We start from the raw sequence: 14,262 nt of genomic DNA, 5'->3' as shown, positions 1-14,262 counted from the left end.
TGCAGGCTATGACGGGGGCAGATGAAGGAGCCGCCATGCTGAACCCCGCTGATCCTGCTTTTCTGGAAACCTTGGCCGCAGCCTTGCCCGTGGGCAGTTTGATGCAGCCCACGCCGAACTATCTGGCCGACCCGCGTGGGCGTATCGGTGGGCAGGCGGCGGCGGTGGCGCGGCCCCGCACCGTGGCCGAGGTGTCCACCATTCTTGCGGCCTGTAACGCGGCAAAGGTGGGGGTGGTGCCCTTTGGCGGCGGCACGGGTTTGGTGCTGGGGCAGGTGATGGCCGAGGGGCCTTTGCCCTTGGTGCTGTCGCTGGAACGGATGCGCGCGGTGCGGGCGGTGTATCCTGCAGAAAACGTTTTGGTGGTAGAGGCGGGCGCCACCTTGGCCGAGGTGCAGGCCGCTGCCGAAGGGGCGGGGCGGCTGTTTCCCCTGTCGCTGGCCAGTCAGGGCACGGCCCGCATTGGTGGCAACCTTTCCACCAATGCGGGCGGGGTGAATGTGCTGCGCTATGGCAATACGCGCGATCTGTGTCTGGGGCTGGAGGCGGTGCTGCCCGATGGCACGATCTGGCACGGGCTGAAACGGTTGCGCAAGGATAACACCGGCTATGACCTGCGCAATCTGCTGATCGGGGCCGAAGGGACGCTGGGGGTGATTACTGCGGCCAGCCTGAAACTCGCGCCCATTCCGGCGGCCATGGCAACGGCCTTGCTAGTGGTGCCAAGCCCTGCGGCGGCGCTGGACTTGCTGGCGCTGGCGCAGGCGCGTCTGGGTGGCATGATCTCGGCGTTTGAGCTGATCTCAGGCATGGGGCTGGCTTTTCTGGCCGAAAAACTGCCCGAGCAGCGCCAACCCTTTGCCGAGGCCCCGGCGTGGATGGTGTTGGTTGATCTGGGCTTGCCCGAAGGCATCACCCCCGATGACGCGCTGGAGGGGGTGTTTGCGGCGGGGGCCGAGGCGGGGTGCGTGCTGGACGGTGTTATCGCGCAATCCCATGCACAGCGGGCCGAGTTCTGGGCGCTGCGTGAGAATATTCCCGAAGCCAACCGCCGTATCGGGGCGATTTCCAGCCATGATATCTCGCTGCCGCTGGGCGAGATTGCGGGATTCATCACCGAGGCAGGCCCCGCGCTGGCGGCTTTGGGGCAATGGCGCATCAATTGCTTTGGCCATCTGGGTGATGGCAACCTGCATTACAACGTCTTTCCCATCCCCGGTGAAACCCGCGCCCAACATGAACCCCGGCGCGAGGCGATCAAGACCCTGGTGCATGATATGGTCCATGCGCGCGGCGGCTCTGTCAGTGCCGAACATGGCATCGGGCGGCTGAAGGTGGATGATCTGGAAAAATACGGCGACCCGGCCAAACTGGCCGCGATGCGCGCGATCAAGGCCGCGCTGGACCCGAATGGCATCATGAACCCCGGCGCGGTGCTGCGCGGCCCCGCCTGATTTCATCTTGGCATAAATACCTGCCTGCTTTTGCCACAAGCCCCCATGCCAAAGATGCGAAAACCCCGCCGGGGTGAACCGGCGGGGCTGGGGGTTTGGGGTTGAGTGGTCACGTGTTTTGCAAGCAGCGACCGGTCATCCCGGTTCCTTCGTTCTAGAGTGATTCCGTTACCAAAAGGTTATCAGCAGCCAAACTTCGGCCCATCCGGTCAATGTCCGTCAAAGGCGCACAGCGCATGCACCTCCATCCCCATCTTTTCCAGTTTGGCGCGGCCGCCAAGGTCGGGCAGGTCCACCACAAAGGCGCAGCCGATGACCTGCGCGCCAAGGCGTTCGATCAGCTTGATACCGGCCTCGGCGGTGCCGCCTGTGGCCAGAAGGTCATCAACCAGCAACACTTTTTCGCCGGGTTGAAAGGCATCGTCATGCACCTCGACCACCGCCTCGCCATATTCCAGCTTGTAATCCTGCGCGATGGTGCGGCCCGGCAGCTTGCCTTTCTTGCGGATCGGCACGAAACCGGTGGACAGCTGATGCGCCACCGCGCCGCCCAGAATGAAGCCGCGCGCCTCTAGCCCCGTCACCTTGTCGATGCGCATCCCGGCATAGGGCGACAGCAACTGGTCAATCGCCATGCGAAAGCCGCGCGGGTCGGCAAAGAGCGTGGTGACATCGCGAAACAAGATCCCCTCATGCGGGAAATCGACGATGGTGCGGATGTAATCTTTGACGGTTTTGGTCATGGCGGGCCTTTCTAAAAGCCGAAACTGGGTTTCACGATCATCAGCCCATAGACCCCGACCAGCAGGCCAAAGGCAGGCCAGCCCAGCAGGAACCACAGGCGGAATTTGCGCTTTGCAAGGTCGGGAAGTGGGGTGCCTTCGTCAAGGGCGATTGCGGCAAGGTCGCGGATCTGGATTTGCAGAAACACCACGGGGAGCCAGCAGGCAAAGGCAAGGATATAGGCAAGATAGGTCAGCAGCAGCCACGGCTCGGCCAAGGAATAGCCGGCGGTATGGGCCAGCCAGACCCCGGTGACGGGCTGCAAAATTCCGGCAGGCGTGGTGAACAGCCAATCGGCCACAACCACGCCGGAGGCAACGGAATGCACGGTTTCCACCTTGCCGGTCTGCATGGCCCAGACCATCTGGAACGCCGTGCCGATGCCAGTGCCGAACAGAACAGTGGAACACAGGATATGCAGCCATTTCGCAAGGTGGTAGGCGTCCATCATCTTTCCTCGATCAAGGCGATATGGGTGGCGATCAGCATCAGGATCGGCAGGTTCTTAAGCAGCTCGCCAAAAGGGGCAAGCCATAGGGCCGGCAGCAGAACACTCAGCGCCAGCGTATAGCCTGTCACCATCGCCAATTGCGCCCAGCCAATAGCGCGCGGGGCGATGTTGCGCAGCAGCGCCCAGCCAAGCGCAAGGTCGATCAGCCCGGTGCCGCGCGCCAGCAGGGTCAGCGACACATCGGGCAGCGGCAATCCGGCGAACAGCGGGCTGAACGCCGCGACCGGCAGCAACAGGCCCAGCAGGCCAGAGGCCAGCCACATCACGGCAAGGGTCAGCCGGATCAGGGGTTTCAGAAGGTAAAGCCGGGCTTGCCACAGGTCTTGGGTGCCTGCGGGGCGGGCGTTGATAAACTGGCTGACGCCGCGCGGCCGCGTGGGCAGTTTGGCCAGCAAAGCCGCCGGATCGGCCAGAAGCGAATGGTTCAACTGCGCCACCGCCGTGGCCGATATGGGGCCAAGGCGCAGGGCATCCCCCAGCCGCCCCACCGCGCCCGCCAACTGGTTGGGCATGGCCCAAGTGCGCGTCTGTGGCAGGCCGAACCAGCGACGGAGCATCGCGATCAACTCTGCCTGACGGATCACCTCGGGGCCGCCAATCTCCCATGCGCCATTGGGGCGCGGGCCGGGGCCGGGTGGGGTGGCAAGGCAATCGGCGATCACTTGGGCAAGGTCTTGGGCGTGGATCGGGTTCACGGGCTGCTGGCCGCCACCGATCAGCGGTGTTACCATCGGCAAAACCGCCAAAGCCCTTAACAGCGAGGAACCACCGTAGGAGCTATCGGCCAGCACCAGCCCGGCGCGCAGGATGGTGGCGTTGTGGCGCTGCGCCACGGCCTCGCCCTCGCGGCGGAAGGCGGCAAAGCTGGTGTCGGCCTCTATCCCTACGGCTGACAGCAGCACCGATTGCCCGCCGTCCAGTGCGGCCATCGCGGCGTCTGGGGCCGCTATGTGAACCGCGCGGAAGGCGGCATCGCTGCCGGTCAGCAGGCCCGCCGCATTGACCAGATGCACGCCCGCCGCCAGATGCGGTGCCCAGAAGGCAGGCTGGTGGCAGGCGGGATCGGTCAGATCAACGGCAAGGGTTTTGAACCCCATCCGGGCAAGGCGCTGCGGCGCGCGGGCGCAAGCGGTCACGTCATAGCCTTGTTCGCGCAGGGCAAAGGCGATGTGCCGCCCGATAAAGCCATCGGCCCCAAGGATCAGAACCGCTTTGGTCACGCGCCCAAAACCCGGCCCAACACCCGGCCCGACACTACGTCCAGCTTTGCCAAGACCTCGGGGTCGCGGGCGGAAGGGGCTGTCATGATGGCATGGTCCAGCGCGCGGTCGCAGCCATGCGGGCACGGCGCGCGATCAGCACCCAGAAGGGCGGGCAGACCGGCGACCATGGTTTTGGCGTGGCCGGAATTGGCCGTCAGGGTTGCGATCACCTCGGCCACATCCACCGCGCCATGCGCCTCGTGCCAGCAGTCGTAATCTGTCACCATCGCGACAGAAGCATAGCACAGCTCTGCCTCGCGGGCGAGTTTGGCCTCGGGCATATTGGTCATGCCGATCACATCCGCGCCCCATTGCCGGTAAAGCCGCGATTCGGCGAGGGTGGAAAACTGCGGCCCTTCCATCGCCAGATAGGTGCCGCCCCGATGCACCCGCACCCCGGTTGCCGCCTGCGCGCAAGCCGCGCCCAGCCGGGGGCAGGTGGGATGGGCAACCGAAACATGCGCCACGCAGCCTGCGCCGAAAAAGCTTTTCTCGCGCGCGAAGGTGCGGTCGATGAACTGATCGACGATCACGAAATCCCCCGGCGCGTAATCTTCGCGCAACGACCCGCAGGCGGAAACAGAGATGACATCGGTGCAGCCCAGCCGTTTCAGCGCGTCGATATTGGCGCGGTAGGGCACATCGGTCGGCGACAACCGGTGGCCGCGCCCGTGGCGGGGCAAGAACGCCATCGGCACGCCGCCCAAGCGCCCGACCAGCACCTGATCTGACGGCGCGCCCCAAGGGGTTTTGACCTTGACCCAGGACGCGCCTTCCAGCCCGTCAATCTCATATAGGCCAGAGCCGCCAATCACGCCGATCATCGTTTTCATCATACTGCCCTTTGCGCGGCCCCGCTGCCGTTGTCGCAAGAATAGGGGGCAAGCCTTGGCGGTGAAAGGCTAAAAGCAGCTTTCTGCGCCGCTGCCCAATTAACCCTTGCAAGGATCGCGCCTGCATGTTTTTTGCAACTGGGATTCACGGAGGAGGCCGCCTTTGTATCGGTTGGACGAAGAAACCGAGGCCGACTGGTGGGAGGTCGAAGCACTGTATGACCTGTGTTTCGCGCCGGGTCGCACGGCTTTGTCGTCTTATCGTTTGCGCGAAGGGGTGCCGACGATTGCCGCCCTGTGCCTGCTGCTGCGGGATGAGGCCGGGGTGTTGGCCGCCGCCATCCGCTATTGGCCCGCCAAAGTGAATGGGCGCGATATTTTGCTGTTGGGGCCGGTTGCGGTGCACCCGACCCGGCAGGGCGAAGGGCTGGGGGCCTTGCTGATCACCGAAAGCCTGTCACGCGCGCGCGGGCTTGGCTGGGCGCGGGTTTTGCTGGTGGGGGATGCGCCCTATTACCGCCGCTTCGGCTTTGCCAAGCTGGACCATGTCGAGATGCCGCCCCCCACCAACCCCGACCGCGTGCTGGGCAAAGAGCTGCGGGCAGGCGCATGGGACGGTGTGACCGGAGAAGTGACGCGCGCTGTCGCCTGATGTGCCCGCGGGTGCTTGTTTTGTGGCCCTGCGCAGCTTACCTCTTGTTGCATGGAAGATGATGTCACGCACCCTTTGCCTGCGATCCTGCCCCCGACTGCCGGGCCAGAGATTGCTGCGCTGGCGGCACGGCAGATGCGGGCCAATGGGCCGCTGATGCGGATCATCAACAAATTTGGCGGCAAGATCGAAGATCAGATGGGGCATCTGCCCGATGGGCTGCGCAAGCAGATTGAGCGGATCACCTCTGACGCGTTGCAGCGCGCCGTCAATCTGGCCGATCATGGCCGCCATGCCCCCGATTTTGGCCCGCGCGGCGCACCGGCGCTGGCGGCGCTGACTGGGGCCGTGGGGGGCGCGGGCGGGCTGGCCACGGCTTTGGCGGAATTGCCTGTTACCATCACCGTGATCTTGCACGCCATTCTGCGCGCCGCCGAGGAGGAGGGGTTTGACACCCGCCTGCCCGAAGTGCGGGCCGAAGCCTTGCGGGTGCTGTCGGCAGGTGGGCCACTGGCCGAGGATGACGGCATCAACACCTCTTTCCTTGGCGCGCGGATGACCTTGACGGGGCCTGCACTGCACAAGCTGCTGGCCAAAATCGTGCCGGGCTTTGCCTCGGTGCTGACGCAAAAACTGGCGGCGCAAGCGGTGCCGGTGCTGGGGGCCGTGACGGGGGCGGGGTTGAACACCGCCTTTCTGACCCATTACCGCGAATTGGCGCATATCCGTTTCGGCCTGTTGCGATTGACGGTGCTGCATGGGGCGGAACCGGTGCGCAAGGCCTTTGAGGCGGAATTGAAGCTGCTGAAAATCGCGAAATAGGCGCGGGGGTCAGCCCTTTATCCCATAGCGGGCCATCTTGTCGGCAAGGGTGCGGCGCGGCACCCCAAGCGCCTGCGCCGCGCGTTCGACCGATTGGCCATAGCGATCCAGCGCGGCGGTGATTTCGCGCGCCTCATAATCGGCCATGCGTTCGGGCAGGGTTTCACCTTTGGGCAAATCGGCGGCAGGGCCGACGCCCAAGCCAAGGGCAAAGCGTTCGGCCATGGATTTCAGCTCTCGCACATTGCCGGGCCAGTCACGCCGCATCAGATCACGGCGCAGGCCGATGGTGATCTCGGGCGCATCGCGGCCATAGCGGCGGGCGGCAAGGCTGACATAATGCGCAAAGATCAAGGCGATATCGGGGCCAAGATTGCGCAGAGGCGGCAAGGCCACCTCAGCCCCGGCAAGGCGGTAGAACAGATCGGCGCGAAAGCGGCCTTCGGCGCAGGCCGCGCGCAGATCGGTTTTTGAGGTGGTCAGAATACGAATATCCAGCGGGCGCAGGTGGTTCTCGCCGATGCGTTCGACCTGCCGTTCCTGAAGTGCGCGCAGCAGCTTGCCTTGCAGCGGCAGTGGCATCGATTCCACCTCGTCCAGCACAAGGCTGCCGCCATTGGCCGCCTCCAGCTTGCCGGGTTTTTCCTGCGCGCCGGGAAAGGCGGCGGCAGCATGGCCAAAGACCTCCAGTTCGAACAGCGCCTCGGGCAGGGCGGCGCAGTTCAGTGCGACATAGGGGCCTTGCGCGCGTTTGGAGGCGGCATGCAGCGCGCGGGCCGCAAGTTCCTTGCCGGTGCCGGTTTCGCCCGTCAGGATCACATCCACATCCAAGGGCGCAAGCGCGGAAAGCCGTTCGTTCAGCGCGGTGATGGCGGGGCTTTCGCCAAGGATCGCGCCGGATTTCAGCGACAGTTCCTTTTGCAGCCGCGCCACTTCGGCCCGGGTGGCACGGGCGCGCAAGGCCCGCGCCAGAACCGACAGCAGATGCGCCGCGTCATAGGGTTTTTCCAGAAAATCCTCGGCCCCGGCTTGAATGGCGCGCACCGCTTGGGCCACATCGCCGTGGCCCGTCAGCATGATGACGGGGATGTCGCGCGCCTGTGTGGCAATCGCGGCCAGCAGGTCCATGCCATCCATCCCCGGCATCCGCAGATCGGTCAGGATGGCATCGGGCGGGGTTGCGGCGGCGGCCTCTACCGCGTCTTGCGCCCGTTCAAAGGCGCGCACGCTATGGCCGCCCACTTCGACCAGATCGGCCAGCGCGGCAAGGTGGTCGGCATCATCATCGACGATAAAGACAGTCATGCGGCGGTCTCTTCCTGGCTTTGCGGGGTTGGCAGCGCCAAGGTGACTTCGGTGCCTTGGCCGGGGGCAGAGGTGATGCGGATTTCCCCGCCGAATTCCGCGATGATCGCCTGTGAGATGGACAGGCCCAGCCCCAGCCCTTCGCCGCTGATTTTGGTGGAAAAGAAGGGTTCGGCCACGCGCGGCAGGTCTGCGGGGTCGATGCCTGTGCCGGTGTCACGCACGCGGATCAGCGTTTGGGTGTCGGTCGCCTCGCAGTGCACGGTGATGCTGGCGCCGTCGCAGCCTTCGACCGCGTCCAGCGCGTTCAGCAACAGGTTGACCAGAACCTGTTCCATGCGGATGGCCCCGGCGCGCAGGTGCAGCGGGGTTTCGGGGGGCGCGAATTGCGGCGTCACCCCCACGGCCTTGGCGCGGGGGGCGACCAGATCCATCGCGTTTTCCACGATCTGGGTGACGCTGACCAGTGAAAGCTGCCCCTGTTCCTTGCGGCTGAAGCTTTTGAGATGTTTGGTCGTGCGCTGCATACGACGCACAAGCCCGCGCACGGTTGCGATGCGGGTTTTGGTTTTTTCCTGACCCTTGGGCAAGGCAATTTCGGCGGCACCCAAGGTGGCCTCCATCGCGGCGAGGGGTTGGCTGATTTCATGCACGATGGCAGCAGACATGCGGCCAAGCGCGGCCATTTTTTCGGAATGGATCAGACCTTCTTGTGCGGCGCGCAATTCGGCCTCGGTCTGGCGGCGGGCCTGCACCTCATGCGCGAGATCGCGGGTGCGTTCGGCGACGCGGGTTTCCAGCAGGGCGTTCTGACGCAGGCGCAGGGCGACAAGCTGGCGGCGCTGATGCGCGATCTTGGCAAGCCCGGTGGCCAGCAGCGCCAGCAACGCCGCCCCCAGTGCCGAAAGCGTGGCCGTGGTGGCAACCGGGGCGATGGGGGCACCCGCCATCAGCATCCAGCCGTCATCGGTCAGGGGGCGCGCGCGGATCAGCATGGGGCCATGGGCCGACGCGGCACGGTCCGGGGCTGTGAGGATGGCATCGGCATCGACGAGTTCCACCCCGTCATAGGTGCGGGCCTCGCGGATGCGGGCCACGGTTTGCGGCGACAGGGCCGTGGTGGGCCGATAAAGCCATTCCGCAGCACCCGACAGAAAGGCCACGCCATCCTGGTCGATGATGGCGGTGGCAAGGCCCGCCTCCAGCCAGGTTGCCTGCAAGGGCCGCAGATCGACCTTGACCACCAGAACCCCGCGCACGCTGCCCATGGTGACAGGGGTGGACAGGAAATAGCCCGGCTCGCCCGTGGTGGTGCCGATGGCGTAATAGCGGCCGTTGATGCCTTGCATGGCCGCCTTGAAATAGGGGCGGAAATCGAAGTTCAGCCCGACGAGGTTCAGCGCGGTCTGATAGTTGGAGGCTGCCAAGGTGGTGCCATCGGGGGCAATCAGGAACAGCAGCGAGGCCCCGGACAAGGCGCTGAGTTTGGCGAGATATTGATTGGCGGCGTCAATATGGGCCGGGTTTTGCGGCGTGTTTACTGCGGCAAGGATGCGGGCATCCTGTGCGGCAATGGCAGGCAAGGAGCCAAAGCGCGCGATTTCGGTTTCCACGGCGCGGGCGGTCAGGATCAGGGATTGGTCCAGTTGCGAGCGCAGCGCCTCTTCGCCCGCGCGATAGGTCAGGTGATAGGTCAGCGCTGCGGCACAAAGTGCCAGTGCAATTGCTGCGATCAGGGTGCGAGGCCCGGTCATGCATCCCCCAGCAAACGGTCGACGATATGGGCGGCGATGGGAAGGGCCGAGGTGGCCGCCGGCGAAGGCGCGTTGCAGACATGCAGGCTGTGGCGGCTGTCGACAAACAGGAAATCATCAATGATGCGGCCATCGCGGGCCACGGCCTGTGCGCGGATGCCGGATTTATAGGGGGCGAGATCGGCCAGTTCGATGCGCGCGCAATAGCGTTGCACCTTTTTCAGATAGCGCTTGCGCGACAGGGCCGAGGCAAGCTCATCTGCCGCTGAGGCGGCATTCTTCGCCAGCAGTTTCCAGAACCCCGGATAGCTGAGCGCGGCGGCAAGGTCTGTCGGATTGAGGCTGGTTTTGGCATAGCCTTCGCGCGCGCCTGCCAGCACGGCAGAGGGGCCAACGGTGAAGCCCCCATTCATCTTGCGGGTGAGATGGACGCCAAGGAACGGGCGTTCCGGGTCCGGGATCGGGTAGATCAGGTGTTGCACCAGATCGGCGGGTTGGTTCTTGATGGCAAAGTAATCGCCGCGAAAGGGGATGATGCGAAAATCGACCTGTGCCCCGAAGCGGGCGGCCATGCGGTCGGCTTGCAGCCCCGCGCAGAACACGGCTTTGCCGGCCGAAATTGTGCCATGGGTGGTGTGCAAGGTGACGCCTTGGGCGGTTTCATCGCCGCCCGTGACTTGGGTGCCCAGTTGCAGCATCCCGCCGCGGCTGGTGAACAACGCGGCCATCTTGCGGGCCATTTCGGCGTAATCCACGATTCCGGTGCTGGGCGACAAAAGCGCGCCTATGGCCGAGATATTGGGCTCCAGTTTCCGCGCATCGGCGCCGGAAAGGCGTTCGATACGGATCCCATTGGCGCGGGCGCGGGATTCGAGGGTTTCCATGCGCGGCAGTTCAGAGGCGTCAGTGGCGACGATCAGCTTGCCGCAGGTTTGGGTGGCGATGCCATGTTCGGCGCAAAAGGCATTGGTGGCGGCCACGCCTTGCGCGCAGAACCGCGCCTTGAGGCTGCCAGGCGCATAATAGACCCCGGCATGAATGACGCCGGAGTTGCGCCCGGTCTGGTGCAGTGCGGGCTGGGGTTCCTTTTCCAGCAGGGTGATTTTGGCGCGGGGATGGCGGGATTGCAGATTAAGGGCGGTGGCAAGGCCGACAATACCGCCGCCGACAAGTGCGAAATCTGTGGTGGTTGCGTTTGTCATACGGGTCGCCTTTGCGTGGAAGGGGCGCGGGGGCTTTGCCCCCCTTGGCCTTGCGGCCAATTCCCCCCAGGATATTTTCACCGAAAAGAAAGCGGAAGTATTCAGGTTTTTGGGCAGGGTTTCAGGGTGATGGGTTTGCCTGCCGCTGTGCCGAGGTCCTGGCAGGTGCCATCTGCGCAAAGATGCCAGCCGCCGCCGGTGGCCCCTGAGGCGGCGAGGGTGAGGCTGGGCAGGGTTTGATTGGGGGACCAGACCCACCAGCCGTTTTCCAGCTTCGCGCTATCGGCGGGTTCCATGCCTGCGCCGGAGCCTTTGATCGCGGCGCGGGTCAGGGTGAGGGTTTGGCCCGTGATCTGGTAGGTTTCGACCCAGTCGATTTTCTCGACCGAATGGGTCCAGCGCAGGGTGAAGCTGGGTGAGGTGAGGGCGAGCAGCGCCGCCCCGACCATGAGGCAGGCGGTCATGCCGGGGCCTTTTTGCGCAGCCAGAGGGCGGCGGCGAAGGCAGCGACAAGGGCGAAGCCAATCTCATCGGTGATGGGCAGCGCGGCGATCAGCGTGCCTGCGGCGGCCACGGCCAACGCGCGTTCCCACAGGGCGAGCGGGCGGCCCAGCCAGCCGATGACCGCCGCGCCCCAGAGAGCAATCGCGATGCCTGCCTTGACCACGATATAGGCCACGGCAGGGGCAAAGCCGATCGCCTCGGCTAAGGCGCCGCCGGGTTGCAGCATCAGGGCGGGGGTATAGACGGCCATATAGGGAATGACGAAGCCTGCTGCGGCGATTTTCACCGCCTGCATCGAGATGCGCAGACCGCTATCCTTGGCAATCGGGGCGGCGGCGAAGCAGGCCAGTGCCACGGGCGGTGTCAGGTCGGCCAGAATGCCGAAGTAGAACACGAACATATGGCTGACGATCAGCGGCACGCCGAGTTCCAGCAGCGCGGGGCCAGCGATGGCCGAGGTGATGATGTAATTGGGGATGGTGGGGATGCCCATGCCAAGGATGATGCAGGTGATCATGGTCAGGATCAGCGACAGGATCAGGCTGTTTTGCCCGACCGAGACGATGAAGCTACCGAAGGTATTGGCAACCCCGGTCAGCGTCATGGTGCCGATGATGATGCCCACCAGCGCGCAGGCGATGCCCACGGGCAGGGCGGTTTTTGCGCCATCGGCCAGCGCGTCGCGGCAGATGGCCAGCGTTTCGCGCCCGCCTTTGTTCAGCGCATTCCATACGACCAATGCAATGATGGCGGACATCACGACCCAGATGCCCAGTTCAAAGAAAGCTGCTGCGATCAGGCCCAGACCGATCCAGAAGATCACGCGGATCACGCCTTCGGGCAGGTTCAGCACCGCCGAGGCCCCGAGGATCAGCATCACCGTCAGCGCCAGCCCGATGGTGCCCGCGAAAAGCGGCGTGTAGCCCGAAAACAGCAGGTAAACCAGCACCGCCAGCGGCAGGATCAGGTGCCAGCCTTCGCGGATCGCCTTGCGGGGGGAGGGGAGTTGATCTTTGGCCATGCCGACCAGATTGGCGCGGCCTGCCTCGAGATGCACCATCCAGAAGGCGGAGGCGAAATACAGGATGGCGGGGATGAGGGCGGCGGTGACCACCTCAAAATATTCGACCCCCAGCGTTTCGGCCATGATGAAGGCCACAGCGCCCATGACGGGGGGCATAAGCTGGCCGCCCATGGAGGCCGTTGCCTCCACCCCGCCAGCAAAGGCGGGGCGGTAGCCGAAGGATTTCATCAGCGGAATGGTGAATTGCCCGGTGGTCACGACATTGGCAACCCCAGAGCCAGAGATGGTGCCCATCAGGCCAGAAGACAGCACCGACACCTTGGCCGGGCCGCCTTGTTTATGGCCGACAAGGCCCAGCGAGACATCGGTGAACAGTTTGATCATCCCGGCTTTTTCCAGAAAGGAGCCGAAAAGGATGAACAGGAAGATATAGGTCGAGGAGACATAGATCGGGATGCCGTAGATGCCTTCGGTGCCAAAGGCCATATGGTCGACGACTTGGGAAAAGTCATAGCCGCGGTGGTTGAAGGGGCGGGGCAGGTGCTGGCCGAACAGGCAGTAAGACAGGAACAGGCCCGAGATGATGGGCAGCGCGGGGCCCATCAGCGCCCAAGCGGCGGCGAACACGGTGAACAGCGCGATGCAGCCGATGACGATATCGCTGGTCAGCGGGTCGCCTGCGCGCATGATCAGCGGCACATATTCCCACCATTGATAGCCTGCAACGATGACCCCAAGGGCGGCCATGATCCAGCCGATAATCCGCGCAGGGCGGGAGCCACCTTTCAAAATGGCGAGCAAGGGAAAGCCCAGCAGCGCCAGAAAGCCAAGGTGAAAGGCGCGGGTGATCTGGCTTGCGAAATCAATCAGATGCGCGGCGGTCGCGATTTGAAACACCGAAAAGGCGACGGCGATCCAGAACAGGATGCGCCCTTCCATGCCGGGGGGGAAACCAGAGGAGAGCGGATCATGATGCGCTGTGGCCTCGGCCGTGTTCGATAGATTGTCCTGCATGAATGACGCCCTCCCCTGCGGTCATGAAACGGGCGGCCCCCTTGGTCAGGGGCCGCCCTATTGGTCCGTCTGGCGGATTACTTGATCAGGCCGACTTCGCGGTAATAGCGCTCGGCGCCCGGATGCAGCGGGATCGGCATGCCAGTCAGCGCGGTGTCCAGCGTGATGTTTTCAGCCGATTTATGCGCGGCCACCAGCGTGGGCAGGTTTTCAAACATCAGTTTGGTCATCTGATAGGCGGTTTCTTCGGACACATCCTCATGCGTGACAAAGAAGTTCATCACGGCCACGGTCGCGACATCTTCGGTCTGGCCTTCATAGGTGCCCGCCGGAATCACACCCGGCACAAAGGGCGCGCCCAGCTTTTCCACCACATCGGCAGGAACCGAGACGATTTGCGTGGGCATGGCGGTTGCCAGATCCTTGATCGAGGCCACACCGATGCCCGCCGATTGCAGCGTGGCGTCAAGCTGACGGTTCTTTTGCAATTCGACCGATTCCGCGAAGGGCAGATATTCCACCTTCGCCATATCGTCATAGCTCATGCCTGCGGCTTCCAGAATGGCGCGGGCGTTCAGCTCGGTGCCGGATTTGGGCGCGCCGACCGACAGGCTTTTGCCTTTCAGATCGGCAAGGGTTTTTACGCCGCTGTCAGCGGTTGCCGCGATCTGGATATAGTTCGGATAGGCCGCCGCAATACCGCGCAGCTTTGCCAGCGGCTCTTTGAAACCGACATCGGCATTGCCTTCCCAAGCGAATTTCACCGAATCGCCAAGCGCCAGCGCCAGTTCGCCTTTGCCCTGTTGCAGCAGGTTCAGGTTTTCCACGCTGGCTTTGGTGGATTGCACCTGCGCCTGCACGTTCGGAATTTTCTCGCCGTAAAGCGTGGCGAGCGCCGAGCCGACCGGGTAGTAGACGCCGGATGTGCCGCCAGTCAGGACGTTGATGAATTCTTGCGCATGCGATGCAACGGGGGCCGTTGCGATCACGGCGCCAGCGAACAGCCCGCGCAGGGTTGCGGTCATTTTCGTCATAGGGTCCTCCTCCAAGGTGTATATGCCATGCTATTTTGCATGATCTGTGGAGGAGTTTGGGCGAGAGGGTCGCAATCCTCAACCCTTTTCGGGCCGGTCGCGGGCATT

Annotated in this window: 13 protein-coding genes; 3 read left to right on the top strand and 10 right to left on the bottom strand. The window is 64.1% G+C overall.

Annotated features, from left to right (window positions below; all coding sequences use genetic code 11):
• Positions 1–35 precede the first annotated feature (35 nt).
• Positions 36–1,454, top strand: a complete 1,419-nt coding sequence (locus tag EGN72_RS16460; RefSeq protein ID WP_127049564.1) for an FAD-binding oxidoreductase — start codon at positions 36–38, stop codon at positions 1,452–1,454.
• Positions 1,455–1,663: 209 nt separating this feature from the next.
• Here the strand turns inward: EGN72_RS16460 and EGN72_RS16455 are convergent, their stop codons facing one another.
• From EGN72_RS16455 to EGN72_RS16440, 4 genes are read right to left on the bottom strand one after another with little or no spacing between them, the layout of a single operon-like run.
• Positions 1,664–2,197 (bottom strand): adenine phosphoribosyltransferase, encoded by a 534-nt coding sequence (locus tag EGN72_RS16455; RefSeq protein ID WP_127049562.1) that lies wholly within the window; start codon positions 2,195–2,197, stop codon positions 1,664–1,666.
• Between the two features lie 11 nt (positions 2,198–2,208).
• A complete protein-coding gene (locus EGN72_RS16450) occupies positions 2,209–2,688 on the bottom strand; it encodes a DUF2269 domain-containing protein (protein ID WP_233587168.1) in 480 nt (159 codons plus the stop codon).
• Entirely contained in the window at positions 2,685–3,968 is a 1,284-nt protein-coding gene (locus EGN72_RS16445) for an SDR family oxidoreductase (protein WP_158623214.1), read from the bottom strand. The genes EGN72_RS16450 and EGN72_RS16445 overlap by 4 nt, the downstream gene beginning before the upstream one ends.
• Entirely contained in the window at positions 3,965–4,843 is an 879-nt protein-coding gene (locus EGN72_RS16440) for an S-methyl-5'-thioadenosine phosphorylase (RefSeq protein WP_127049556.1), read from the bottom strand. Before EGN72_RS16440 ends, EGN72_RS16445 begins: the two co-directional genes overlap by 4 nt.
• A gap of 163 nt (positions 4,844–5,006) precedes the next feature.
• On the opposite strand from EGN72_RS16440, the gene EGN72_RS16435 reads away from it, so the two are divergent.
• Both EGN72_RS16435 and EGN72_RS16430 read left to right on the top strand, forming a co-directional pair.
• Entirely contained in the window at positions 5,007–5,495 is a 489-nt protein-coding gene (locus EGN72_RS16435) for a GNAT family N-acetyltransferase (RefSeq protein WP_127049554.1), read from the top strand.
• A 51-nt stretch (positions 5,496–5,546) separates the two neighbouring features.
• The gene (locus tag EGN72_RS16430; protein ID WP_127049552.1) at positions 5,547–6,317 is read left to right on the top strand and encodes an EcsC family protein; all 771 of its coding nucleotides are present in this window, start codon (positions 5,547–5,549) and stop codon (positions 6,315–6,317) included.
• A gap of 9 nt (positions 6,318–6,326) precedes the next feature.
• Here the strand turns inward: EGN72_RS16430 and EGN72_RS16425 are convergent, their stop codons facing one another.
• The 6 genes from EGN72_RS16425 to EGN72_RS16400 form a co-directional block, all read right to left on the bottom strand.
• The gene (locus EGN72_RS16425) at positions 6,327–7,622 is read right to left on the bottom strand and encodes a sigma-54 dependent transcriptional regulator (RefSeq protein ID WP_127049550.1); all 1,296 of its coding nucleotides are present in this window, start codon (positions 7,620–7,622) and stop codon (positions 6,327–6,329) included.
• Positions 7,619–9,376, bottom strand: a complete 1,758-nt coding sequence (locus EGN72_RS16420; protein WP_127049548.1) for an ATP-binding protein — start codon at positions 9,374–9,376, stop codon at positions 7,619–7,621. The genes EGN72_RS16425 and EGN72_RS16420 overlap by 4 nt, the downstream gene beginning before the upstream one ends.
• Positions 9,373–10,578 (bottom strand): L-2-hydroxyglutarate oxidase, encoded by a 1,206-nt coding sequence (gene lhgO / locus EGN72_RS16415; protein WP_127049546.1) that lies wholly within the window; start codon positions 10,576–10,578, stop codon positions 9,373–9,375. The genes EGN72_RS16420 and lhgO overlap by 4 nt, the downstream gene beginning before the upstream one ends.
• A gap of 101 nt (positions 10,579–10,679) precedes the next feature.
• Positions 10,680–11,042, bottom strand: coding sequence for a DUF1850 domain-containing protein (locus EGN72_RS16410; protein WP_127049544.1), 363 nt, complete (start codon positions 11,040–11,042; stop codon positions 10,680–10,682).
• A complete protein-coding gene (locus tag EGN72_RS16405; RefSeq protein WP_127049542.1) occupies positions 11,039–13,120 on the bottom strand; it encodes a TRAP transporter permease in 2,082 nt (693 codons plus the stop codon). Before EGN72_RS16405 ends, EGN72_RS16410 begins: the two co-directional genes overlap by 4 nt.
• 77 nt (positions 13,121–13,197) lie before the next feature.
• Positions 13,198–14,154 carry a TAXI family TRAP transporter solute-binding subunit gene (locus EGN72_RS16400; RefSeq protein ID WP_127049540.1) on the bottom strand — a complete coding sequence of 319 codons (957 nt, stop codon included), beginning with the start codon at positions 14,152–14,154 and terminating at the stop codon, positions 13,198–13,200.
• Positions 14,155–14,262 lie beyond the last annotated feature (108 nt).

This window comes from Pseudorhodobacter sp. E13, assembly GCF_003991405.1.
Taxonomy (GTDB): domain Bacteria; phylum Pseudomonadota; class Alphaproteobacteria; order Rhodobacterales; family Rhodobacteraceae; genus Pseudorhodobacter.
The sequence above is the reverse complement of the archived record's forward strand: the minus strand, read 5'-3'. Positions and strand labels throughout refer to the sequence as shown.